A 25,712-nucleotide genomic window follows, 5' to 3' on the forward strand; every position below is an offset into this window, starting at 1 on the left:
CTCGACGCGCAGCGCGCGCGTTCGCCCCGCGAACGCGCCGAAGCGAACATCGCCGCCATCCAGACCCTCAAGAAACTCGGCGGAGACAACGGCGGCCGGCCCTCAGCGAAGCAAATGGATACGCTGCGCGGATATTCCGGCTGGGGCGGATGCGCGGACGTGTTCTCGGACAAGCCTGAATGGCGGACGATCCGCGACGCGATAGAACAGGCCCTCACCCCGGAAGAGTATGCGCAGGCGCGCGCCTCCACACTGACCGCCTACTACACGCCCGGCCCGGTGGTCAAGGCCATGTGGGACGCGCTCGACATCGGCCCCACACCCATCCAGGTGCTGGAGCCCGGATGCGGCACCGGCAACTTCATGGCCGGCATCCCCGACGACGTCGCGGCGCACGTGTCGGGCGTGGAACTCGACCCGATCAGCGCGCGCATCGCCGCCGCGCTGAACCCGTACGCCACGATCCTCAACGCGGACCTCGCGGACTGCACCATCCAACAGGGATCGTTCGACCTCGCCATCGGCAACGTGCCCTACTCGGGCGACATCAGCCTCGACTACCGGACCACGGACGGCGGCACGTCCCGCCTCCCCCTGCACGACTACTTCATCGAACGCTCGGTGGACGCGCTGCGCCCCGGCGGCGTCGCGATGCTGCTGACCAGCAGGTACACGCTCGACAAACGCTCCGAGACCATGCGCGCCGACCTCGCGAGGAAAGCCGAGCTCATCGGCGTGGTGCGTCTGCCGTCCTCGACGTTCGCCCGCCAGGCCGGCACCGAGGCCGTCACCGACGTGCTTGTGCTGCGCAGACGCGAACGGACGCTCGACCGCACGCCCGACGAGGCATGGATCCACTCCACACCGATCGCCGTGCCCGGCTACCAGGACGTGACCGTCAACGTCAACCAGGCGGTCGCCAACGACATGCCCACGCACGCGGTGGGCGACATCAGACCAGTGATCGGCCGGTTCGGCGGCGACTTCGACGTCGTCTTCCAGGGCGGGACGGAACAGATCGGCGAACGGCTCCGGACGATGCTCTCCATGCAGATCGCCCACGGCAGGCCGCCGTTGCAGCTGGGCGAGATGGAACCGGCCGAACGCGCGGAGGTCATCGTCCGCCCGGACCATGTGACCCCGTTCGAATACTCGGTCGACCCTCGCGGCGTGGTCTGGTACGGCGACGGCGCCACCGTCACCGAGGCCGCCCACGGTCAGGGAGACGAGGCGCGCCGACTGCGCGGCATGATCCGCCTGCGCGACCTGGCGCGCGAACTCCAACGCCTCGAACTCGACCCCGCCCGCGTGGACGACCCCGCCGTGGAGGCCAAACGCAAGGAACTCGACCAGGCATACGACCGGTTCACCGGCGAGTTCGGACGCCTGAACGACCGCGCCAACCTCCGCGCCTACGACAGTGAGGAATCCGGCCGCCACCTCGTCATGGCGTTGGAGGAGACCGACGAAAAAGGAAGGTTCGTCGGCAAGGCGAAATGCCTCTCGCAGCGGACCATCAGCCCCGTACCGCCCATGCCCGACCATGCGGACAGCCTGGACGACGCGCTGAACATCAGCCTCGACCGCGCCGGCAGGGTCGACCTGGAACTCATCGCGCGCCTCGCCGACACCACCGTCGAGGAGGCCGAGGCCGGCCTGGGCGACCGAATCATACGCGACCCCGACACCGGCACGGTCATGCCCGCCGAGGACTACCTCACCGGCGACGTGGGAACGAGACTCGACCACGTCACGGCCATGGCCGAACATCTGAGACGCCGCGCCGGCACCGAGGCCATGACCGAGTTCACGGCATCCACCTACGCGACGCCGGAGGACATGCCCGCCACGGAGCGGGCAAGCGAATGGATCAGCGAGGCGGGCGCGGACGTGTGGCGCAGCCTCAAGGACCCGTACTCCGCCGAATCCTACAGGGATCCGGCACCGGTCATCGAACGCATCAACGGCCGGAACGCATGGACCATGGGCTGGAGCCGCAACCCGGAACTCGTCCTCGCCCTCGCCTGGCGGGCGGTGGAGGAACTTCCCGAACAGCACGCGCGCGTCACCCTCGAACGGTCCGACACCGGAGAGAGGAAGCCGTGGCAAGCGCCGGCATGGCACCAATCGCACGGCACCAGCCCGCTGTGGGACGCATTGTGCTGGACATGGCGCGACGGCGACGCCCCGCAGAACTACGCGCCGATCCTCGCGGACCGGGACATGCCCGTCAGGAACCTCGCCCTCTTCGTCCACAAGATCGCCCACACCGACCGGCTCGACACCGCCGACAAGACAGCGATCCTCTCCAACCTGTTCGAAAGCTGGCGCGCCGACGACGCGAACGGCCGGCCCGTCTGGACGGACACGACCATCGGCGGAATGGCACGCACTCTCATGCCCGACACCGACGATCACACGCGGCTCGCCGAACGGCTCGCCACCGACATGTCCCTCAGCGAATGGATCTGGGGCATCGCCCGCGAACTGCCCGAAGACCTGCGCCAAGGGCAGAAGCACAACACCTACGGCGTCCCGCCACGCGTCGTCGACGCACGCCCCGACGACTACCAGGCGTTCCGCACACGCCGCGAGGAACAAATCAAGCAATGGCGGGAACTGCCGGAGCACGCCGCGGCCGCGCGCGCCGACCAGGCGGACGCGGAACGCCTCGAACACGTGGCCGGCATGCTGAAACGCGTACAGCCCACCCCATTGGAGGCCGAGCAGATCAAGGCGCCGTTGGGAGCCCCGTGGATCCCCGCCAGGGACGTCCACGACTTCATGATGGAGACGTTCAACGTGCGCGGCCACGGACTCACGCCCGGCAAGCTCGCCCAATACTCGGTCGACTGGATCCCCCAGCTCGGACAATGGCGCGTCGGCTACTCGGGCGGCGGCGACATCGACTACAAGGCCGCGAAGACGTACGGCACCGAGGACCGCAACCCGTTCCAACTGCTGGAGGCGTGCCTGAACAACGCGCAGATCACCGTCACCAAGGACTCCCCCACGGAGACCACGGCATCCGGCAAACCCAAACGCGTCAAGGACCAGAAGGCCACGATGGCCGCCATCGAGAAGGCCAACGCGATCCGCGACGCATGGAACCAATGGGCGTTCAGGGACCCCGACCGCGCGCGAAGGCTCACCGCCCTGTACAACCGCAGATTCAACAGCCTGAGGCCCCGCCACGTCGACGGATCCTACCTGACCACGCCCGGCATCGCCCACGGCGTCCGGCTCCGCCCCCACCAGAAGGACGCGGTGGCCCGCGCCCTGCGCAGCGACGAGGGAACCCTCATCGCCCACGTCGTCGGAGCCGGCAAGACGTTCGAGGGCGTCGCCCTCTCCCACGAGGCGAAACGCCTCGGCAAGGCGTCCAAGCCGATGCTCGTGGTCCCCAACCACCTCGTGGACCAGTGGGCCGGCGACGTGCTCAGGCTCTACCCGGCCGGCCGGATCCTCGTCATGGACAAGGACGCGCAACGCAACCCCGAATCGGTGCGCCGATTCTGGGGACGGGTCGCCACCGGCGACTGGGACGCGGTGATCGTGCCGGAAAGCCGGTTCAGCCAACTGCACGTCAGCAAGGAACGCCGGCTGAGGAACATGCGCGCCCGCGTCGACGAGTTCGCCCATGCCGTCGAGGCCGCCGCCAAGGCCAGGGGCGACGACAAGGACCCGACCGTCAAACGGCTGGAGGCGGCGCGCAAAAGCGCCGAGACCGCCATGAACAGGCTGCGCGACGGCAAGGAGTCGCGCGACGACAAGGCGCTGGCGGGCATCGAGTTCGAATCGCTGGGCGTGGACATGCTCATCGTCGACGAGGCCCACCACTTCAAGAACCTCGGCGTGCCCGTCGCATCCGCGGACCTGGGCATGCAATTGTCGTCCGCCGCGAAATGCGAGGACCTGCTCGACAAATGCGAATGGCTGCGCGAGGCCGGGCACGGCGGCAACATCGCGTTCATGACCGGAACGCCGGTATCCAACTCCATGAGCGAGCTGTACAACATGCAGCGCTACCTCGCGCCCGGAACCCTCAAGGCGCAGGGGCTGGACACGTTCGCCGCATGGGCGGGCACCTACGGCCAGGTCGTGCCCACCGTGGAACTGAAACCCGAAGGCAACGGCTTCCAGGTCAAGCAAAGGTTCGCGCGGTTCCAGAACCTGCCCGAACTGATGAACGCGGTGAAGCAGTTCACCGACATGATCACCAACGACGACATCCAGCTGCCCCTGCCCGAACTGGAACAGGTGCCCGTGCCGGTACCCATCACCGACCGGCAGAAGGAGGAGATGGAGGAACTGTCCGACAGGGCGGACCGCGTGCGCGACGGCGACGTGCCACCGGAGGACGACAACCTCCTCAAGATCACGGGCGACGGACGCAAGATCGCCCTCGACCCCAAACTCCTCAAAGGCCACGAAAACGACCGGCCGTTGGAGAACGGCAAGATCCAGGCATGCGCCGAGAACGTCGCCCGGATCTGGCAAGAGGAGACGCCGCGCCTGGGCACGCAGCTCGTCTTCTGCGACTCGAGCACGCCCGCATCGGGCGGATGGAACGCCTACCAGGACCTCAAGGACCGGCTCGTGGCGTTGGGCGTGCCGGCCGAGCAGATAGCGTTCGTGCACGACGCGGGCGACAACCCCGCCAAACGCGAGCAGCTGTTCGCCAAGGTCAGGTCCGGCGAGATCCGCGTGCTGATGGGAAGCACCCAGAAGCTCGGCACCGGCACCAACGTGCAGGAACGCCTCGCCGCGATCCACGACCTCGACTGCCCCTGGCGTCCCGCCGACCTGGAACAGCGCCTCGGCCGCATCCAACGCCAGGGCAACACGTACGGCCACGTGCGCGACTACCGGTACGTGACCGAAGGCACGTTCGACGCGTACAGCTACCAGACCGTGGAACGCAAGCAAAGGTTCATCAGCCAGCTCATGAGCTCGAAGAGCCCCGCACGCGAGGCCGCGGACCTCGACGCCGACGTGGTGACTCTCGCCAACATCAAGGCGCTGGCCACCGGAGACCCCGACATCCAACGCCGCATGACATTGGAGAACGAGATCAACCAGCTGAAGCTCCTGCGCGCCTCATGGGCGCAGCAGAAAGCCGACACCCGCAGGGACATCGGCCAGCAGCTCCAGCCACGCGTCGAACTCCTGCGCCAGTCGATCCGCGAGAAGGCCGACGACAAGCCGCTCGCCTCCAAGGCCCTGGGCATCCACCAGACCGCCCGCATGAACGGCCGATGGGAGGGCATGACCATCAACGGACAGCCGGTCGGCGACCGGCAGACCGCATGCAGGCTCCTCCACCAGGCCGCCCACCAGGCGCACGACGGGGACACGATAGCCGAATACGACGGCCTGCCCGTCATCGCACGCCGCGCCGACACCACCGGACGGATCACCCTGGCCGTCAAGGCGGTCCACGAACACGAATCCGGCACCGAGATGCCCGGTCCATACCTGACCGGACCATCCAGCATCGTCAGCCAGCTCGACCGACTCGTCAGGAACATGGCCACCGACCCCGGCAAGCTCGCGGAACGGCTGGCCGACGCCGAAAGGGAGCTCGCCGCCGCACAGGAGACACTGGCCGAACCATTCGCCCACGAGGACGAATACCGGCAAAAACAAGCCGAACTCGAACGGCTGACGTCCAAACCCGACGAACCCCGGGAGACGGAAAGTAGAGACCAGGAAACCACAAAAACGGAAAGGAGCGCACGCATGCCATTGACACGGGAAGACATCGGACGACTGCTCGAACAGGACCCCAATATCGACGGCATCACCCAGGGCGGCAACGCCATGGGACACTACCTCGAAGCCCGGCTCACGGACGGCCGCGCCGTGCAGATCGACTTCCACGACAACCCCGCATGGAAGGACACGGACCGTCTGGCCGGCCGGATCGAGGTATTCTACGCCAACCGGCCACAGGCGGAATGGCAATACGACGACAACGATCTGGCCGACCGCGAACACACCGTCATCGACCCCGCCGAACCCGACGCGCTACAGGAGCTCGGCAAGGCGGTGGCCGAATGGGAACGCGCGGGCGGCCTCCACAAGGCCCGCGCATCCGAGCCGAGCCACCTGGCCGCGCACCAGCCGCCGGAGGAATACGCCTACCGGTGGCGGAAACCCGGGGACCCCGACAGGCACATCGCATACCTGAGCACCGCCTTCGACCGCGATCAGGCGATGAAGGCGAGGGAGGATGCCGGATATCTCGTGACGAAGGTCGAGGAGGATCCGGCCATACTCTACGAGCAGCACCGTAAGGCATCCTGCATGCGCGCGAGCCACATCCTGGAACGATACGAATCCCCCGACCCGGCCGCCGTCAGAATCCTGCACAGCATCGTAAGCGAGGTCAACGCGCACGACCCCGAGAACGACATCGCCGCCTACCCGTCAGACAAGGCGATCCAGCTCGCCGGCGACGGTCTCACCGAAGCGGACATCGCGGAGAAACGCGAGATGGGCGGATGGGATCCGCGGACGGACCCGCTCATGCGCATCAACGAGCAGGGCGACTGGACGGGCGTCACCCAACAGCAGGCCGACCAGCTCGTCTGGGAGAACCGCGACGAGATCCTCGCCCGCGCGTCATACGACGGCGAACTGTCCACTTGGACGCTGCACCAGCTCGACCAGCTGAAGGAGCACGAGCCGGAACGAGGCCGCGACCTCGACCGGCCGGAGCCGGAACGCCCGGCGCCCGCGCGGGAGCAGCACACACCCAAACGCCACGGACTGGGACTGTAGGCCCACACATCCACCGGGGGCGGCGCGCGGCTTCGCACGCCGCCCCTCACCTTATAGGAGGAACATATGGCAACGGAAGAACAGCGCGCCACGGAGCCCGTCATCTGGTTCGAGGGCACGCTCATCAGGGACCCGCAACCACACGGAGGACACGACGACTGGCTGCTCGAGGCACTGGTCGATCCGGACGGAAACGGGCGAAAGATCACCATCCATGCCAGCGGCGGGGATCACTCGGAGAACATCGGCCGCAACGCGCACAAGGGAGCCCGCCTCATGGTCAAGGGCACCGCCGGAGACGAGGAATCCGGCATCGACATCGAGGCCACAAGCCTCGCATTCGACCCCAGCCACGACGAGCCGGACGGAGAGCGATGACACGGACCACCGTCAGCGCCACCAGGCCGGACAAGACCGGTGCCGGCGAATGGATCGACATCCACAGCCGCACCGGCCGGCTCATGTCCACGCTCATGGCCGACGGCCAACCATTCAGCATTGACGTCACGCCGGACGGCATGACCACCGTCACGCCCCTCACGTCCCCGAAGGACGCGGCGCAGGCCGACGGCGACAACGCCAAGACCGGGACCAGCCCGGACGGCGCGAGGATCACCAGCAGGAAGACGCTGTACGAGCGGTTCAAAACCAAACTCAAAGCGAACCTCGACGAAAGAAAACAATAGAAAGGAACCATCATGGAACGAATAAGGGGAATCGTCGTCAGGACGCTGACCATCCTCGCGGGATTCTGGATCGCCGACCTCGCGGCCGCACGCGTCCAGGCCGGCATCGCGGCCGGCGAAAGCATCGAACGGATCATGGATGGCATGACGACCATGCTCCAGCATCCGACCGCCCTGGGATTCGACCGGACCAGCCTCCTATGCGGACTGGGCGGCGCGGGCGCGGTCGGCCTGTTCCACCTCTACCGGTGGAGTATGAGCCAACGCAACTGGCGCGAAGGCGAGGAATACGGGTCCGCACGCTGGTCCACCAGCCGGGAGATGGCCCCATACACCGACAGCGACACCAGGCAGAACCTCCAGATGACGGCCACCGAGGGCCTGAGCCTCGACGCCCAGGCCACGCGACGCAACCTCAACACCGCCGTCATCGGCGGCTCCGGCTCCGGCAAGACCGCCACCCACGTCATCCCCAACATCCTCAAAGGCAGCATGAACTACGCGTGCACCGACCCCAAGGGCGAACTCTACGCGAAGACCGGTGGAAAACTGGAGAAAATGGGATACACGGTCAAACAGCTCGACCTGGTGGACCTGACCAGCTGGACGAAATTTAACCCCATGCGCTACATCGACCCCGACAAGCCCGATGTGGCGATAATGCGCCTGGTCACCAACATCATGGACAACACCAACGGCTCCACACCCAAGGAGCACCAGACCAACGACTTCTGGACCAAATCCGAACGCAGCCTGCTGACCGCGCTCACCGCGTTCGTCTACTACCTGCCCGACGACATCCTCAAGGACTGCCTGAACATCGAAGCCGGCCAGACCCTCAACGCGGTGGCCGACATGCGCGACCTGCTCGAGGCCAGCGAACAGGACGAGACCAAGGAAAGCCAGGTCGACGCCGTCGCCCGGACCGCCACTGAAATATACGAGGAGACCCGCGCCGAATGGGAACGCGAGGGCGCGGACCACGACGACCCGGACCTGCGGGAGGCATGGCGTCTCGCCCAGGGCCTGAAGTTCGCCGCCCGCCAGTACCGGCCCTTCACCCAGGGCGCCGGAGAGACCAAGAAGGGCATCATCATCAGCCTCGGCGTGCGCCTCGCCCCACTGACCGTCGGCCCGGTCAGGGAGATCCTCTCCGACGACAACCTCGGCATCGACCGGATCGGCGGATACCAGGACGAGCACGAGGGCGGCTACAGACGTCCCAACGGGAAGACGGCTATATTCCTCGCGCTGCCCGACGAGGACCCGACCTTCAACTTCCTGGCCGCGATCCTCTACCAATGCCTCTTCGACAGCATCATCCGCCGCTGCCGCACATACCCCGGCGAATGCCTCGCCACGCCACTGCACTGCTTCCTCGACGAGTTCGCCAACGTGGGGCGCATCCCGAACTTCGACAAGCTCGTCGCCACGATCCGCTCGCGCAAGGTCAGCGTCAGCATCATCCTCCAGACCATCGCCCAATTGAAGACCATGTACAAGGACTCGTGGGAGACCATCGTCGGTAACTGCGACAGTGTGCTCTTCCTCGGTGGCAACGAGCAGTCCACCACCGAATGGCTCAGCAAACTGCTCGGCAAGGAGACCATCGACATCCGCACCACCAGCGATTCGAAGGGCGTGTCCGGCAGCCACACCACCAACTACCAGCGCACCGGACGCGAACTCCTCACGCCCGACGAGCTCGCCCAATTGGACAACGACAAATGCATCTACAACCTGCGTGGACTCCACCCGTTCCTCAGCCGCAAGGCATGGCCGGGAACCACCATCACCAAACCGAAATCCACACTCAAACACTCCGAAGGATGGAGGAAGGCCGCATGACCAGCGAACCATCCGCCATTGAAGCTGCGTCGACCGGGCAACTGCTGCGCAGGTACAGGAAGCTCGCGGGACTGACCGCCCAGGAACTCGCCCATGAGGTCAATTCCAGATATCCGGACGACGCCATCTCCGCAACCGTCGTCTTCAACATCGAGGCGGAACGGAAGACCGCCATCACGATTCCCGAGCTCGCCCACTTCGCCGAAGTGCCCGCCATCAGCCCCATCCAGCTGCTCTGCGACTGCGCAGCAGCTGCCCGTCGCGTTCGCTGAAATCGCTCACTGTTCACTCCCATCGTCATGCGGGCGCACGAACCCTGAACGCGAGGTAAGTCCGTCTTCACGGCCAGCCTGGATTCCGTCCCGATATGGAAAGAGCCCCCTGGTTTGAGCACTGCGAGTAGGCTTAGGGAGCTGCTGTTATCCGCCATATTAGTCGTGTCCCCGCATTTTGGGAAGTCCGCCGCGAGCCCCAACCAGGCTAGGCCTCAGCCGACGGGAATGCGTTCCCGTTCCACATCATGACGGACACGGTCGCTGGCGACCGAATTGATTCGATCCTCGACGAAGCCGAATTCCACGCCTTCTTCGACGAGACCGTCGGACCAGCAGTCAAGATAGCGGAACGGGATTGCGAGCTTGCCGGCGGCGTCGAAGGACTTAATCGCCTGCTCGCCACCGATGCTTGAGCCGACTCCGAAAACGGCCTGGATCATCTGCTTGAGCAGCAGCGGATGCTCCTCCCCCACATTGACGGGTTCCTGTTTGCGCCATCCCCGGCTGGACAATTGGATCTGCAAGGAACGATAGCGTTCGGAGCTGATGATGCCCAGCGCGCGAGCACGGCTGATTGACGCGGCGATGGAGGCGCCCCAGCCCGATTTGATTTTGAGGAAGTCGCTTAACGTGGCGTTCCTCTGGACGGTGCGCGACATATCCTCGGCGGGCAGCAGCAACGCTCCCGCGAACAGATGCGCCTCACGCTCCATCTGCTGCGGTGTATCGGGCCTGCGGAACCGATGCAGTATAAGATGTCCCAGTTCATGCGCCTTGGTGAAGCGCTGGCGGTCGCCGCCGATGCGTTTGCCGGCGGAGTATCCGATGCATGGCATTCCCTCGCATTGCGGATATGTGATGCCTTCGCTCGTCAGCCTCGTCTTCCCATCATCGCTGCCACCGGTGGACTTCATCGGAGCCACCACAATGCCCTGCCTTTCCAGGCTGCGGGTCAGGTTTCCAATCGGACCAACGGGTTCCAACCCCATGCATGTTCTCGCCTGATTGGCAATACGGTCGATTTCGGAGACGGAAAGCTCCGGTGTACGCGGGGCGATCTTCCGGATCCAAGCGGTCTTGCCGGCAGTCATGCCCAGAAGACCGGACAGTCGCGACACCGTGGCGCATAGTTCGGAATACTCGATCGATACGGCAGACAGCTCTCCCATGCTGGATTTGCTGGTCTTGCGATACGTGACCGCCGTCATGGGCAGTATGGGATCCTCGCGCGTGAAATACGATACCGGGAAGCCCAGCGCCGCGGCGATCGACCTGGCCTCGTTTTCTTTGAAGACGATAAAGCCGTTCTGCAACTTGCTGAGTTTCGATTGGGAGATGTGCGAACGCTCGGACAATTCCCTTTGGGTCATGCCTTCCAGGTGCCGCGCCTGCGCGATTCTTTCGGCGTGGTATTCCGTCATGGCTTTCATCTCCTATCAGCGACGGAGCGATGAGGGAAGCCCATTCTATCGTTCCGCCTGAATCTCAGTGCTCTCGTTTTCGTTTGTGTCGTCGAAGACGAGGTTGGGTAGCAGGTTGTCGTCGTTGTCCTCGATCGGGGTGAAGTCCTTTACCTCCACCGGCCTGTCAAGCAGATCCAGACTGAAATCGTATTTCCTAGCCGATCCCGAGTACGCGTACGGCACGACTTCCAACGGCCGGTATGCCGTGACCGAAATGGCCTTATCCGTTTCCTGCCACGCCAGAATCAGTCTGGTGTCGCTCAAATCCGGGGATACCTCGCCATCGGGCGCGAACAGATCGTCCTGCGAAAGTCTCTTGAGGGCCCCGGCCCCTTTGCAGGTCTCCTGCATGTAGTATGCGCGGGACGCTTTGGTGGCATTCGTCTTAGGCAGCTTGCCCGTCACCGGATCCACGCGGCGCAGGATCGCGCGCAGCCCGGACGAGCCCTCTCTTAGGTGAAGGTATCCGCATTTGTCGGAAAGCACCCAGCTGTCATCGTTCCAGATCCTTGCGCATCGCTGGTTGATCAGACGCGGCATATTCATATTGTTCTGATTGTCCCAGAACAGATCCGACGGATAACGATCCAACAGATCGGCCCGTGCCGCGTTCAGCGTTTCGTACAGCTTCGGGGCGAGGTCCTGCAATGAGTCGGTGAGGGCATGGGCCTCGTCCAGCATCTTGAACTGTTCCGGAGGATAATACACGGCCGCTCCTTTTTCGCGTCATAAATTCCTAATGGAATATTTTACACCCTTATGTAACATTTCGGTATATCGGCATTTCGGTATATACCGATGGCAACCGCCTCCGTAAAAAAACGAAAAACGGCTAAACGCAGCCGGCAGTACAAGCCGACTGCGTTTAGCCACGTGAATGTCGTCAGCCGACGGTCGCGCCGTCGGTGCCTGATGGCTTCGATGGGGTCGACGGCGTCGGCTGGGGCGTCGGCGTGGAGGGCGTGGAGGGCATCGATGGCGTGGGCGTGGTGGACGCACCTCCTCTTTTCGCGAATCACAACCCCGGATCGCTTCCGGGCAAGCCGGTGCCCTCGTCTGATGGCGCGGGCACGGACCATCCCGGCGAGGCTCCGACCGTATTGGCGGAGGACGACGAGCCTCCCGAAGACGGGCGTCGTCCGGTTCCGGAACCGGATCCGGAACTTCCTTGGGATTGCGATTGGCTTCCTCCCGAATATGAGGGCGTTTGCCGCTGTGGAGCCGATTGGGATTGCGATGCCTGCGCCTGCTGCTGCGCGGCGGCAGCCGCGGCTGCTTCCTGTTCGGCCTTGGCTTTCGCCTCCGCGTCGGCCTTCTCCTTCGCCGCCTTCGATTCGTTGACCTCCTTCACGGCCTTCGCGATGGCGTCCGTGTCACGGGCCTTGACCGCCTTCAGCAGGATCTCCCGGGTCTTGTCGTCCGCCACCCTGCCGTCCGTCTCCTTGTACAGCGCGTTCGCGTCGTCGACGGTCTTGTCGAGTTTGCTGTCGGTGACGGCCTTGGTTGCGGTCTTGAGGTCGGTGAGACGGTTCTTGAGCTCTTTGGTCGTTCTGCGCAGCGCCTCAGTGGTCCTGTCCACGTCTGATGCGGCGGCGTCGGGCGCGCAGGAACCCTTGATTGTGGTCGTCTTTGCGTCCAGGAGCCGATTCAACGCGTCAAGCGTCTTGGGATCCGCGACCTGGCCGCGACTGGTGTCCTTCAGTAGTTTGGAGGCTTTGGCCGTGGTCCTGTCCAGGTCGGACTGGACGGTCTTGCGTGTCGCTTCGGCCGAGTCGCATGCGCTGATTGCGGTCTCATGCGCCTCTTGCCGCACGGCGGCGGCGTGGCGGGTTTTGATTTGCAGTCCTATCCAGGACACGGCGATGAGGCTCGCGGCCATGACGATCGCGACGAGCGCTTTCCCGACCGGGAAGACGCGGCGAACCTTCAGATCGTCGAGGTCGGCCGAGTAGGTGACGGCCGCCGACAGCCCTCCTGGTCTCTCGGTCTTCCCGGTTTCCGTCGGTTCCGGTTCCGATATGGGCGGGAGGCTCATTGCGGTTGGCTCCGGGTCGGCGACCTGTTCGAGTGCCGCGAAATCGCCGTCGGCGTCCTTCGGGGCCTTCTCCGCGGAATCGTCGGGATGGGACTGTTCCGTTTCCGGTTCGTGGGAAGAACCGGAAACGGAGGATTGCGACCGGGATGGCTCCTCGTCCATAGATGCCGGCTCGGGTTCCTGTTCTGGTTCGTCTTCCGGCGGCAGTGGCGCGGATGGTATGGCGACGCGGCGGCGACGGCGCATGGATTCGGGAGGCTTCGGCGCCGCTCCAGCCGCGTCGAAGCCCTGTGTCTGCGCGTTGTGCCACCAGTCGATGAGTGCCGGCCATGCGTGCGGGTGTTCGGCTATGAGGCGCATCCACGGGCGCCAGCCGGGGTCGTTGGCCATGGCGTGCAGCTGGTCGGCAGTGAGTTTGGGGCTGAGGATCGGCTCGCCCGTCTTCCTGTCGGTCCTGATCATTTCTCGTCGTCCTTGTCTTCCTCCGGCGCCTTGTCGCCGAGGACGGTGTACGCGCCTTCGAGCGGCCCGCTGATGCCGGTGCATTTCCAGCCCTTGTCGGCGGTCCATCGCCATGTGAGGGTCCATGGCGATTCAAGGCCGGTCCAGACGCTGCACGTCGCGGTCGTGGAGGTGCCGGCGTTCATGCCGCCGGATGCCTGTACGTCGGGCTGGTCGGCGATTCGGTCGATGGGGATGTTCAGGCCCTGCGCGTCGGATGCGAAGTATCGTTTGATGAGCCGGTCGCGGTCGGCGGCCTTGGAGGTGTATGTGGCGGCGGCCTTCGGGGCGAGCTTCTCGCATACCTCCAATGGTTTCTGGTGTCTTGCGGCCGGCGTGGACGTTGACGTCTCCGCCTTGACGTCGGATGCCGCGAGCTTGTTCCGATTTTCCGTGCCGGACGGATGCATGAGGATGAAAGCGATGTTCGCGACGACCATGAGAACGACGGCCGCGGTCGTGGCCGCGATGATGAGGATGTTCCTTTTGCGCTCGTCCATTTCCCTTTCCTTCCTAGTGAATGAAGCTGACGCCGCCGCCCATGGCCTTGAGGTCGGACGCGCTGATCGTCTCGGTGACGACCGCCATCCAGCCTTTGCCGGATTGGCTGATGAGGATCGAGCCGTCGGAGTTGACCTGTTCGACGACCGCGACATGGCCGTAGTATCCGCTGGAGCCGTGCACGCCGGGCTCGAAGCAGATCACGTCGCCGGGCTTCGGGCTCCGGCCAACCTTGTATCCGAGGCGGGCTGCGGTGTCGTTCCATTGGCCTCCGTTGCCCATGTGCGCGTCGACGGGTTTGCCGATCTGGTTGCGTCGCATCGCGGCCCACCAGGTGCACTGGTAGGTGTCGTAGTCGGGGAAGCGCGTGTAGTGCAGGCCCATGGCCTCAATGTTCACGTGCCAGCTGTCGCTCATGACGAGTTTCGGGCTCAGCGCGCCGACGGTCGGACCCGAATCGCCGGTACCGCCCGAGGAGGTGTACTTGGTCCGGGCCAGGTCGACGATCCGTTTCACGTAGTTGGCGGTCTCCGTGAAGGGCGGTATGCCGCCGTATTTCAGGACGCTGCCAAGGCCGGCGTTGTAGGCGGCGAGGGTCAGCTGGAGCGTGTCGCCGGTCAGTTTCCCGGACTTCTTGGCCGTCTCGACCTGCGAGGCGAGGCCGCACATGTAGTTGCCCTGGCTCCAGATCGCGTCATGCGGGTTCCAGATGTCGGCCTTGCCGTCGCCGTCGCCGTCCTTGCCCGCGGACGCCCATGTGGACGGCATGAACTGTGCGATGCCCCGTGCTCCGGCGGAGCTGCCGGCATTCGGATTCCAATTGGACTCCTGGTCGATCTGGGCGGCGATGATGCTCGGCGTGACGACCTGGCAGATGGATCCGGCGCGGATCACGTCGGCCTCGTATTCCGCGGGCATGCCCGCGACCGTGGATTCGCTGGCGCTGGATCCCAGGAACGCGCCCATGACGGCCAGGAGCACGCCGAGCACCGCGAGCATGGCCGCGATGACGGGCATGATGGGAAGGCTGATGGAGGCGGCTCCTGCGATGACGCGGGACGCGGCCATGCGCACGAAGTTCGCGGCGGCGCGGGCGGCGCGCACGGCGGCCTGTCCGGTGGCTTTCGCTCCGCGTACCGCCTTGGCCGGCGCGCGGCGGTGCCGCCAGATGAATTTGGCCGACGAGTTGACGCCTTTCACGCCCGCGCGTGCCGCTTTGAAGGACAGGTCGCGTGTGGTGCTTCCCAGCTTCGACGCGAAGTCGTCGTCGGCAGTGGTGAGCCTTGCGCCGGCTTCGTCCATCCAGCCCATGCCGGTGGATCCCATCCGTTTGACGCTCCGGCCGGCTTTTCCAAGGCCCGCGCCTATGTGCTTGCCGATCCGCCGGCTCGCCTTGCCTTTCGCGGCGAACCTGCCGATCTTATCGCTGGGCTTCGCCTCGGACAGCGCCTTGGGTTTGCCGGCCGTCTTGCGCATTCCCTTGCCCGACCGCAGGGCGCGTTTGCCGCGGTTCATGATGCGCCGCGCCTTGCCGGCCGTCCAGCCCACGCCGTGCATGGTGGAGGACATGCCGTACATGCCGGCGCGTCCCGCCATCTCGGCGGCGGTGTGACCCATGGAATCGGTGATGTCGGTCCGGTCCGCGCCGAACTGCGCGGCGCTGGACACCACGCCGGTGGCCGCGCGTCCGATGCGGGCGCGTGTGCCTCCGGCGTGGTGGGCTTGGGTTCCGCTCATGCGTTTACTTTCCTTCCTGGAAGGTCGTGGAGTACAGACGGTAGAGGTCGCCGCCCGCGGGGATGCGACCGTCGAACGGCACGTAGGCGCTGCCGATCTTCATGAGTCCCTGGCCGGGCAGCACGCCGGTGAAGTACTGGCGCTGCTCCTCGCTCAGGGTCAGCAGCTCGCACAGGGCGTCCGCGTCGGTGCTGTTCTGGCTCAGGAGCATGAGGAAATCGCTGTTGGACAGCATCTCGCGCGCGTCCTGCAGGTCGAGGATCTCCTCGACGTTCTGCGTGATGCCGGTGACGCCGAGCCCGTATTTGCGGGCACGCTTGTAGATGTCCTTGAACTGGGCGGCGGCGTACTGGTTGGAGAAGAAGCGGTGGAACTCGTCGACGTACAGCCAGGTGCGCCGCCCGTTGGCCTTGTTGCGGATGACGCGGTTCCACACCTGGTCGATGACGACCATCATGCCGAACGTGCGCAGCTCGCCGGACAAGCCGGACACGTCGAACACGGTGAACCGGTTGGACAGGTCCACGTTGGTCTGCCCGTTGAAGCCGCTCATGGAGCCGGTGATGTACGGGTTGAGCGCGTCGGCAAGGTACCGGCTCACCTGGTCGCCGCCCGCCTGCAATTCGTCGTGCAGGTCCTGCAATGTGGGCTGGACCACTCCCCCGCCCTGGTTGCGGTAACGCGTGTACAGGTTGCTGACGCACTGGTCGACGAGTCCCTTCTGGAGCGGGTCGAGTCCGTCGATGCCGCCGATGAGCGCGCCGATCATGGAGACCACGTTGTTGGTCTTGTCCTTGACGGGGTCGGAGGCCGAATCATCCTCCAGGACGATGTCCATCGGGTTGACGCGCGTGCCGGTGCCGGCGCTGATCTGGATGATCTGTCCGCCGAACGCGGCCGCGAGGGCGAGGTATTCGCGTTCCGGGTCGATGACGATCACCTCGTCGTCACGGTTGAGGAACATGCCGGCGATCTCCTGTTTGACGGTGAAGGATTTGCCGCCGCCGGACGTGCCGAGCACGAATCCGTTGGAGTTCATGTGGCTTCGCCGGTCCGCGAGGATCGGGTTGCCGGAGCGGGCGTTGCTTCCGTAGAACAGTCCGTGCGGCTCGAACACCTCCTGCGTGGTGAACGGGATGAGGATGGCCGCGCTGTTCGTGGTCAGGGTGCGTTTCATGGGCAGTGGGTTGTTGCCCAGCGGCAGTTCGGCCGTCAGTCCCTCCATCTGCATGAACTTGAGGCTCTCGGCCGTGCAGGACTGCGCGTTGACCTTGGCCTTCACGTTCCTGCACGCGACCTCCAGCTCCTCCTGGCTTGCCGCGGACACTCCGATCACGATGATCGAGTCCACGAGCCTCTGGTTGGTGGAGCGCAGCTCGTCGCGCAGTTGGCCGAGCTGTTCCTGCTGGTCGGCGAGGTCGTCGGGAAGGTCGTCGGGGTCGAGGCCCTGCTTGCGGTTCGTGCGCCGCTGATCCATGATCTGCATCTTGACCTCGGCGTTCTTGCGGCGCACGAGCGTCATGCTTTCGCCGCGGTCCATGGGCGCGAGGTGGATGCTCACGTCGACGCGGGCGCGCAGTCCGGTCAGGTCGTTGACCAGCTGGTCGGACAGTTCCGGCGGCAGGCCGGACACCCACATGGTGCGGTGCAGGTATTTCGAGTTCAGGGATTCGATGTCGAGCATGGTCGGGTTTCGCGCGTCGATGCTCCACGGGCACACGAGGTCCTTGGTGTCGGGTTTGCCGGGCTGATGCTCGAAACGGCGTTCGTCGAACCGGAACTCCTCGCCGGGCCGGAGCACCTCGGCCATGAGGCGCAGCCGGTGCTCGCGGTCGAGCCGGGTGGCCTTGCATGCGTCGATGGAGCGCATCTGGCTGACGAGGTTGTTGCACAGGGCGTTCAGGCTCGCGACGGCGGCCTGCTCGTCGCTTTCGCGGACGGTGACGGTCAGGGTCTTGACGGTGCTGGTGTTGCGGCTGACGGATTCGAGTTTGCCTTGGGCGAGGCGGTTGTAGTCGAGCCTGTAGTGGTCGAGGCTGTCGCCGGTCTCGTCCATCATCACGTCGGCGAGGATCTCCCGCACGCCGCGTGAGCGCGTGTAGGAGGCGATCTGCACGCTTTGCCCGGCCTCGAAGCTGTTGATGAGCTTGGCCCACCGGTCGATGATCTCCATCTGATGGGATTCCGGGCTCAGCTGGTAGTTGATGTCCTGGAAGAGGATGGTGGCGCTCCACCGCCCGTCGCCCAGGCTGGCGGTCCCGTTGCGCAGCATCGCGTCGTAGCCGATGAGCTGCTTGACGCCCTTCGGCAGACGCGTCGCCTTCTTTCTCCTCGCCTTCGCCCTGGCTTCGGCACCGCCTTCGGCCGGCGCGGCCACCGGGGTTTTCTTCTTTCCGAACATTCCTCACCTTTCCTTGATCGTTGGTTTCGCGCCGGTGCGGTATGGTCTGCCCGGACCGTCGAGCAGGTAGACCTCGCGCTGCGTGTAGTGGCGCAGGATGTATTTCAGGTATTTCTCGGGCATGAGGCCCTTTGGCCTCACCCATCCCCATATGGCCACGGGCAGGCCGGGCGGGAAGATCAGGTACATGGCGAGGTTGGGGTCCATGCCCAGCCCGAGCCACAGGCCGATGTACCCTCCCCCGCACACGACGGCGAGGATGACGGCGGCGAGGCACTGCCGCCAGCTCATCCCCATGAACACCTTCGATTCGATGGTGGTCAATTCCCTGTAGACGGGCATCTGCAACGCCATGATGATTGCTTCCTTTCGTGGATTGCGTTGTGTTTCATTCGCCGCCGAAGAGCTTCTTGGCGACGGAGTTGGCCGCCATGACGACGCCGATGAGCATGACGCTCGCCAGGAGCAGGCCGGTGAAGTTGCCCATCACCCAGCCGGAGAGGCTGTCGCCGTCCTTGAACTTGCTCGGGTTGAGCGTGCCGCCCACGAGCGTGCGGTACATGAGGATCGCCAGATACAGGGTCGCGCACTGGAACACCAGCGACGCGTACTGCTTGACGTAGTTGATGCCCCACTGGCGGGTCTCCTCCTGGGCGATGAACGCGATCGGCAGCGGGTTGAACGCGGTGAGCATGTATATCTGCACGAAACGCAGGAGGATGACGACGGTGACGACGATGGTCGCGCCCTTGGAGACGAGGAACGGGATGAGCAGCAGGATCAGGCACGGTATCTGGCCCTTCCAGCCGGCGGAGTCGATGGCGTCGCGCATGCTGTCGCCAAGGCCGAGGCCCGACGACGCGCCGCTGGTGTCCACCGACGACTGGATGCCGCCGAGCACGCTGTCGCCAATCTCGTCGATGGCCTGGAGCATGAGCTCGCTGTGCTGGGCCGCGGTGAACACGAGCGTGAGCTTGAACATCGCCATGGCGACGAGCTTGACGCCCAGCTCTCGGTCGCCGTCCGCCCGGGTGCTGACCCTGGCGAGTTCCAGGACGCACATGATCGCCAGTATCGTGCTGGCTATAGGTTTGACCGCCGAGAGGGCGACGGTCAGGCTCAGCTGGTACATGTCCGCGTTGTATTCGGCGGGGGTCTTCAGCAGGTCGGCCACGAGGTCGTCGCCGACGCCGGACCCTATCGAGTTGAGGATGCCGACGATGAAATCGACCATGCGTGGCCTCCCGTCTACAGGGCGATGTTGGAGAACAGGGCCGCGGCCGCGATGATCAGGCCGCCGCCGACGACCTGCCAGACGCCCGACTGGGTGGCGGGGCCGTTCTGGTCCTTCAGTCCGCCCGCCAGGGTGACCACGCCCCACACGGCCCACAGGCCCCCGCCGATGATGGCGAACTGGCTGAAAAGCTGCAACGCGCTGGTGACGACGCTGCCGCTGTCTGCCGCGATGGTGATTCCGTACATGATGTTGTCCTTTCGACTTGTTTTGAATGACATGACCACGGTATGGCCGTCGAGAAGGCTCCGGTTTGGACGTTCCCGACGAACCCGAAGAGGCTCGGACGATGGTATGGAAAAGGCCCCGCCGACCGTTCGCCGGTGGGGCCTTGGACGCGTCCGGGAAGGGAGGGGATCCGGGCGCGCCCGTGGGCCCGTGCGGCGGATCATGGGGAACGGTCCGCCGCGGGCCCGGGGTCAGGTTCGTCGGATCACTCCTCCGAGCCCTCGGTGTCGGCCGGGGCCTTCGCCGCGCGTCGGCGGGACGCGATCAGCAGGCCCGCGCCGCCGCCGACCGCGACGAGCACGGCCAGGACGATCGGGACGATGCCCGCGCCGGTGATGGCGAGCGGCTTGGGACGGTAGCCGTTCCAGTCGTCCGGGTTGGAGTCCACCGTGGTGTCCTCGCACAGGGTGCGGCCGGAGACGGTGACCTGCTTGAGGCCTTCCGCCTTGCCGGCGTCGCCGTCGACGGCCTGGTCGCCCTCGGTCCTGCCGGACTGGTCGCCGAGCTGGTCGGTGACGGGGCATTCGACGAGCGGGGTGCCGGTGACCTTGGCGCGGTCGGTGTGGTGGCCGCCCTCGGTCACGCCCTTGAGGGTGCCGGTCACGGTCACGGATTCGCCGGGCTTGAGGACCAGGGTGTCCCAGTTGGCCGGGGTCCTGATGTCCTCGACCTTGCCCAGTCCGGCGATGGTGCCGTCGGTGAGCTTTAGGCTCTTGGCCTGGAACCACGCTCCCTCGCCGGTCGTCGGATCGACCTTGCTGGTGTTGGTGATCTTGAACGCGATCTCCAACGAGTCGCCGTCCATCTTGAGCGCCTGCTTGACGTCGTCGCGGTCGCCGAGCTTCTCGCCGGACTCCGCGTCGTACTTCTCCAGGTGCAGGCTCGGGGTCATGTCGGGCGTGCGGGTCCACACGACGTTGGATTCGAGGTCCTTGCCGTTGAAGTGCTCGGTGAACCGGTTCTCGACGCGGTCGGCGGTCTTGATGCGCTTGCACTGGATGTACGCGCGCCAGCCGTTCTCGTGGGCGGTGTCGGCCGAGACGAGCTTACGGTAGGCCTCGGTGGCCTCGACGGTCACGACGCCCTGGTCGTCCGCGGACGCGGTGAACAGGTCGCCGCCGAACTTCGAGCCGTCGAAGCCGCTGCCGGCGAGCTTCGCGCCCTTGGCGGCGATGATCTCGCCGTCGCGGTACAGGTCGCGGGTCGCGTACACGGCCCACTGGCCGGTGTACTGGTCGTGCTCGACGTCGAGTTGGTCGGTGATGGACCACCGGTCGACCTGCGGGTAGGCGCGGTCGGCGGGGATCACGCTGGAATCGAGCCTGTAGAGGAACGTGCGGCCCTCGTACACGCTCTTGCCGTTGACGGAATCGCCGCCGACCTTGACGGTCACGTCCTTGGCCGGGTTGACCGGCTTGAGCGGGTTGGACACCTCGTTGGTCTCGGCCTTCGTGTCGTTGGTGACCTGGACGGCCTTGTTCCTGACGGTGTAGCCGTCCGTGACCTTGACGACCTTGTACGGCATGACGACCTGGTATTCCTGGCCGAGCAGCGTCTGGTCGATGGCCGGCTCGTTGAGCGGGTCGTGCCCGCTCGCGGAGGCGTAGGCGGCGAGGTCCTCGGGCTGCGGGTCGCCCGGGATGGTCCTGCCGGTCTTCGGCACGAACGTGTCCACGGTCTTCGCGTACACGTAGGCGACGCCGTCGCGGACCTGGACGTTGAACCTGCCGGTCACGTCCTCGCCGGACTGGTCGAGCACCTCGATGTCGGACGGGAGGATGCTCACGTACTGCTCGTCGTAGTCGTCGGTGATGCCGGCGCGCCACACGCGGTACGCGTTGTCCTTCTGCTTCAGGTCGAGCGTGACCGTGTAGTTGCCGGTGTCGCCGAGCAGCATGGTCTTGCCGTCGATGGTGACGGTCGGGTCGCCCTGCGCGGAGGACTGGGTGTCCTTCTTGCTCGGGTCGTGCTTGGGCGGGTTGTTCTCCACGATGTTGGACGGGGTGACGCTGCCGTTCAGGGTCAGCGCCCACTGGTTGCCGACCTTCACGGTCGTGGGCGCGTCCTCGCTCACGGTGCCCTCGAAGCGGACCTGGACCTGCGGGTGCGAGCCCTTCGTCCAGTGTTCCTGCACGTACTTGTCGGAGTAGGCGATGGTGAGCTCGTGGCTCGCGTCGTCCCATACGGCCGTGTAGTCGCCCTCGACGCCCATCTGGGGGTCGGCGGTGACGAGCGGGGTGCCGGTGACGAGGTCGGTGATCTCGAGGGTCTGCTTGTCCGGGATCAGGTACTGGTCGTACGTGTCGGTGTCACGGACGTGCACGACGTCGTAGGCCAGGTCGGCCGGCAGCTGCGGCTTCGTGGTCAGGCGGTATTCGACCCTTTGGCCCGGGTACACGACCTTGTCGTTCGCGTCCTGGTTCGCGCCGCCCTGGCTGCCTTCGGCTATGACCTTCTTCTTGACCGGCGGCACGTAGCCGCAGATGTACGGCTCGTTGGTCGGCTGGGTCTCGTCGTTGACCTTCTCGCTGCCCGAGTTGGCCAGCTTGGAGCCGTCGGGGTTCTCGCAGAACGTGAGCTCGTCGCCCGCGGCCTTGTTGAAGTCCTTGCGGACCTGGGCCGCGCCCTTGCCGTCCGCGAAGTCCACAGTGCCGGGCAGGAACAGGGTGATCTGCTTCGGGTTCTTCAGGCCGACCTGCTCCGCGAGGTAGTCGGCGTGCGCCTTGGCGGTGACCTTGGTGCCGTTGACGGTGATGTCGAAGCGGTCGGTCACGTCGCGGCCGGTGTTGATGATGTCCGCGACGCTGGACTTCGCGTCGGTGGCCGCGTCGGCCTCGTACACGCGGATCCGGCTCCTGTCGCCGGTCAGGTCGAACAGGTAGTCGGCCTTGGCGTAGTCGTCGGTCAGGGTGATGTCGTTGACCTTGGCGAGGTCGTTGGCGATGGTGCCGTTGACGACGCTGCCGACCTGGTCGCCGTCGAGGAACTTCATGGTGTCCGCGCCGGTCTTGTTGGATTCGGACGGGTCGATGGCGGCCTCCCATTTGCCGTTCTCGAGGCGGATCCAGCTCTTGTCCGGGTTCGGGCTCCATTCCTTGACGGGCGGCTCGTTGGACGGGATCTCCTGGTCGTTCCACTTCTCCCAGCCGCCGTTGGTCATGGTGACCTTCTCGCCGGCCTTGAGCACGCCCTTGAGGTACGCGCCCTCGACGGTCATGCGCACGGCGCGGTCGGCGGCGGTGTTGTAGGTCGTGTCGAGCAGGGACTTCTTGGCGCTGGCCCACACCTTCGTGCCTTCCTTGTGGATGTCGAACCGGTCGGTGGAGTCCTTGCCGTCGATGGTGACCTCGACGCTGGCCTTGTCCAGGTCGATGTACTTGGCCGCCTTGGCGAAGTCGTCGCCGATCTCGTAGGAGGTCATCTTCCTGGCGAGGTTCCCCGGGAGCTTGCCGTTGACGGTCACGGCGAACGTGTCGCGCTGCACGAACGTCTTCGTGTCGTCGGACGCCTTGTTGGTCCATGCGGGGTCGGACGACTGCGCGGCCTTGGCGGCGTCGACGCTCCACACCTTGTCGGGCTTGGGGTTGCGCACCCAGACGGGCGGTTCGTTCGTGCCGGTGGTCTCGTTGTTCCACGTCTCGGACGCCTTGTTGGTCAGTTTCCTCTGGTCGGCCGCCCAGTCGGCGTTCGGGGCCTTCCTGACGATGCCGCCGATGTACAGCTTGACCTTGCGGCCGGCGGTGCCCAGCGCGGTCCTGGTGAGGAAGACGCTCTTCGCGGTCGCGGTGGTCGTGTGCTTCGCGGTGTCGATGGCGATGTCGAAGTTCGCGGTCTCGTCCTCGCCGTCCACGTACACGCGCACCTGGTCCTTGTGGCCCCAGTCGATCCACTGGCTGCTGGCGGTCCAGTCGTCCTGGATGCTGTAGCTGGTGAACGGGTTCAGGAGATGGGCGGGGATGCGTCCGTTGACGACGGCGCCGATCGCGTCGCCGGTCACGAACGTGCGGTTGTCGCTGCCCTTGTCGTTGGTGCGCTGCGGGTCGTCGGCCTTCAGCGCCCCGTCGGGGTCGAGCACCCACACCTTGTCGGGCTTCGGGGTGACCTTGCCGACCTGTTCGCTGTTGCCGGTCTGGCAGTCCTTGCCGTCGCCCTGCCAGCATGCCTTCGAATCGTCGGGGATGTCGTAGTCGGCGCCGGTGGGCTTGGCCGCCTGGGGCACGTTGAGCGTGTACCAGCCGGACGCGGGCCTGACGACGTGCGCCTTGACGATGCGCTTGCCCGTCTGGCCGTCATCGATCGAAATCTCGGCCTGGACGGTCTTGCCGTCCTCGTCGGTCACGGTGATCTTGGACGGGTCGTCCGTTTCGGTGCCGCCGATCACGACCTGCTGCGAGCTCACGTCGATGGTGTCGTACAGCCAGAAATGCTCGGAGGCGGAGCTGTGCGCCTTGACGTGCGCGGTGTAGAGGCTGCCGGACGCGATCTGGCCGTTCGGGGCCGTGACCTGTCCGCCGGCCGCGTCGGTCAGCGTCTTGGAGGGCGGCGGGAGCTGCGGCGCGGACCACTGCTCGTTCGCGTCCTTGTCGCCGTTCAGGGCCACGGCGTTCTTCATCCTGCCCTGCTTGGCGAAGCTCACGTCGAACGCGAACCTGCCGGCCGGCCAGCTCTTCCAGGAGGCGTCTATGTCCTTGTAGGAGAAGGACACGTCCTGGCTCGCCTGGTTGCCTATGGTGAACTGCTTGCTGGCCTTGCGGGTGGTGCCGTCGACGCCTGTCCAGCGCAGGGTGCTGGTGCCGGTCAGGTTCTCGCTGATCGGGCTGCCGTTGCGGCTGGTGGTGATCGTGTCGGCCACATTGCGCGTGTCGCCGGCCTTGGTGGTGGTGCCGTTCGCCTTGGTGGACACGCCCAGGTCGTAGTTCACGGGCGGTTCGGCCTGGTTGAGCACGATCGCGATGACCGCGACCGGCGCCTTGCCCATCTCGCGCGTGGCCAGAGCATTAATGGAGGTCACACCGTCATTAAAGCGCGATGCGGTCGTGTACTTGGCGCCCTGGTAGGTGTAAGTGTTGTTCGGGATGCCGGACGAATTGTAGGCGGCCTTCCACACGTCGGCGTTGAAGGTGCCGTTGGCGCCGGTGTAGTAGTCGCCAGCGCTGCCGGGCGTGTGGACGAAGCCGAGGCCGACGAGGCGGCACTGGGCGTTGGACAGACCGTCGGCCTTGGAGCGGTCCGCGCATTCCGTGTTCGCCTGGTTCAGCGCCTGGTCGATCGCCTGGTTGGACTGCGCGCCGCCGAGGTTCCTCACGCCGATGCTGGCCATCGCGGCGACGGCGTTCTCGCGGGTGGGCGCGCCCCAGGAGTCCTTGTAGACCCAGCTGACCTTGCCGGTGCCGATGCCGGTGCCGCCGCCGGAGCCGGACCCGGATCCCGCGCCGCCCTCGCCGGCGTACGCCACGCACGGGGAGAGCAGCGTCGCCGCGGCGACGATGCCGGCGACCAGGGGCCTGAGCCCGCGGCGCTTCTTGTCGTTCTTTTCGGAAACCAATGTTCCCTCTCCTTTCAGGGATTCCTGTCTTGCGGGTCGCCCCGGCGGTGCCGCCGGGGCGGGACGTGGGGAACGCGTGTTCCCCCGGTCCGCCGTGGGGCGGGCCCGTCCGGGTGTTCCACGCGGGCGGGCGCCGATAACATGCGATATCGGGCGCGTCCGGTGCACGCACACCATGGAACCACCGTCCGGGGGGCGTCGGTTTGGACATCCGCCGGGGGGGGGGATGGGAAGGGCCCCGCGACGGATGCCGCGGGGCCCTGAAAGAGGAGAGGGGATGGGAGGGAATCAGCCGATGGGGCAGAACTGACCCTGTGTTTTGTCAAGTTGTTATAGGCCAGTGTGGCGTGAGTTTTCCTTCCGAAAAAGCGGTAGGTTTTAGTCCAGTTCGGAACTGGCCTGTCATTGCTCG

Annotated in this window: 15 protein-coding genes; 5 read left to right on the top strand and 10 right to left on the bottom strand. The window is 65.6% G+C overall.

What is annotated here, in order from left to right; translation table 11 throughout:
* The first annotated feature begins 114 nt into the window (after positions 1-114).
* From MMB49_RS06285 to MMB49_RS06305, 5 genes are all read left to right on the top strand, one after another.
* Positions 115-6,786, top strand: coding sequence for a DEAD/DEAH box helicase family protein (locus MMB49_RS06285; protein WP_052773295.1), 6,672 nt, complete (start codon positions 115-117; stop codon positions 6,784-6,786).
* 66 nt (positions 6,787-6,852) lie between these two features.
* Complete coding sequence (locus tag MMB49_RS06290; protein ID WP_047270536.1) at positions 6,853-7,164, top strand: hypothetical protein; 312 nt, start codon at positions 6,853-6,855, stop codon at positions 7,162-7,164.
* Positions 7,161-7,472, top strand: coding sequence for a hypothetical protein (locus MMB49_RS06295; RefSeq protein ID WP_003817158.1), 312 nt, complete (start codon positions 7,161-7,163; stop codon positions 7,470-7,472). The genes MMB49_RS06290 and MMB49_RS06295 overlap by 4 nt, the downstream gene beginning before the upstream one ends.
* 12 nt (positions 7,473-7,484) lie before the next feature.
* The gene (locus tag MMB49_RS06300) at positions 7,485-9,320 is read left to right on the top strand and encodes a VirD4-like conjugal transfer protein, CD1115 family (RefSeq protein ID WP_047270535.1); all 1,836 of its coding nucleotides are present in this window, start codon (positions 7,485-7,487) and stop codon (positions 9,318-9,320) included.
* Positions 9,317-9,592, top strand: coding sequence for a helix-turn-helix domain-containing protein (locus MMB49_RS06305; protein ID WP_047270533.1), 276 nt, complete (start codon positions 9,317-9,319; stop codon positions 9,590-9,592). Before MMB49_RS06300 ends, MMB49_RS06305 begins: the two co-directional genes overlap by 4 nt.
* A 215-nt stretch (positions 9,593-9,807) precedes the next feature.
* Here MMB49_RS06305 and MMB49_RS06310 read toward each other — a convergent pair whose 3' ends face one another.
* The 10 genes from MMB49_RS06310 to MMB49_RS06355 all read right to left on the bottom strand — a co-directional run bounded on the left by MMB49_RS06310 (position 9,808) and on the right by MMB49_RS06355 (position 25,300).
* Positions 9,808-11,016 (bottom strand): XRE family transcriptional regulator, encoded by a 1,209-nt coding sequence (locus MMB49_RS06310; RefSeq protein WP_047270530.1) that lies wholly within the window; start codon positions 11,014-11,016, stop codon positions 9,808-9,810.
* A gap of 45 nt (positions 11,017-11,061) precedes the next feature.
* The gene (locus MMB49_RS06315; protein ID WP_047270528.1) at positions 11,062-11,766 is read right to left on the bottom strand and encodes a hypothetical protein; all 705 of its coding nucleotides are present in this window, start codon (positions 11,764-11,766) and stop codon (positions 11,062-11,064) included.
* A 307-nt stretch (positions 11,767-12,073) separates the two neighbouring features.
* Positions 12,074-13,555: a molecular chaperone gene (locus MMB49_RS06320; RefSeq protein ID WP_101357246.1), complete on the bottom strand. Its 1,482-nt coding sequence runs from the start codon at positions 13,553-13,555 to the stop codon at positions 12,074-12,076.
* Complete coding sequence (locus MMB49_RS06325; RefSeq protein ID WP_003817146.1) at positions 13,552-14,094, bottom strand: hypothetical protein; 543 nt, start codon at positions 14,092-14,094, stop codon at positions 13,552-13,554. The genes MMB49_RS06320 and MMB49_RS06325 overlap by 4 nt, the downstream gene beginning before the upstream one ends.
* A gap of 13 nt (positions 14,095-14,107) precedes the next feature.
* A complete protein-coding gene (locus MMB49_RS06330) occupies positions 14,108-15,832 on the bottom strand; it encodes a CHAP domain-containing protein (protein ID WP_047270524.1) in 1,725 nt (574 codons plus the stop codon).
* 4 nt (positions 15,833-15,836) lie between these two features.
* Positions 15,837-18,233, bottom strand: coding sequence for a VirB4-like conjugal transfer ATPase, CD1110 family (locus MMB49_RS06335; protein WP_047270522.1), 2,397 nt, complete (start codon positions 18,231-18,233; stop codon positions 15,837-15,839).
* 3 nt (positions 18,234-18,236) lie between these two features.
* Positions 18,237-18,587 (bottom strand): PrgI family protein, encoded by a 351-nt coding sequence (locus MMB49_RS06340; protein WP_003817139.1) that lies wholly within the window; start codon positions 18,585-18,587, stop codon positions 18,237-18,239.
* Between the two features lie 34 nt (positions 18,588-18,621).
* Positions 18,622-19,467: a type IV secretion system protein gene (locus MMB49_RS06345; RefSeq protein WP_047270519.1), complete on the bottom strand. Its 846-nt coding sequence runs from the start codon at positions 19,465-19,467 to the stop codon at positions 18,622-18,624.
* 14 nt (positions 19,468-19,481) lie between these two features.
* On the bottom strand, positions 19,482-19,715 hold the full coding sequence (locus MMB49_RS06350) for a hypothetical protein (RefSeq protein WP_003817136.1): 234 nt from the start codon (positions 19,713-19,715) through the stop codon (positions 19,482-19,484).
* 245 nt (positions 19,716-19,960) lie between these two features.
* Entirely contained in the window at positions 19,961-25,300 is a 5,340-nt protein-coding gene (locus MMB49_RS06355) for an LPXTG cell wall anchor domain-containing protein (protein WP_047270517.1), read from the bottom strand.
* Between the last annotated feature and the right edge of the window lie 412 nt (positions 25,301-25,712).

The sequence above is a fragment of the Bifidobacterium sp. SKU genome, assembly GCF_026016405.1.
Classification (GTDB): Bacteria; Actinomycetota; Actinomycetes; order Actinomycetales; family Bifidobacteriaceae; genus Bifidobacterium; species Bifidobacterium bifidum.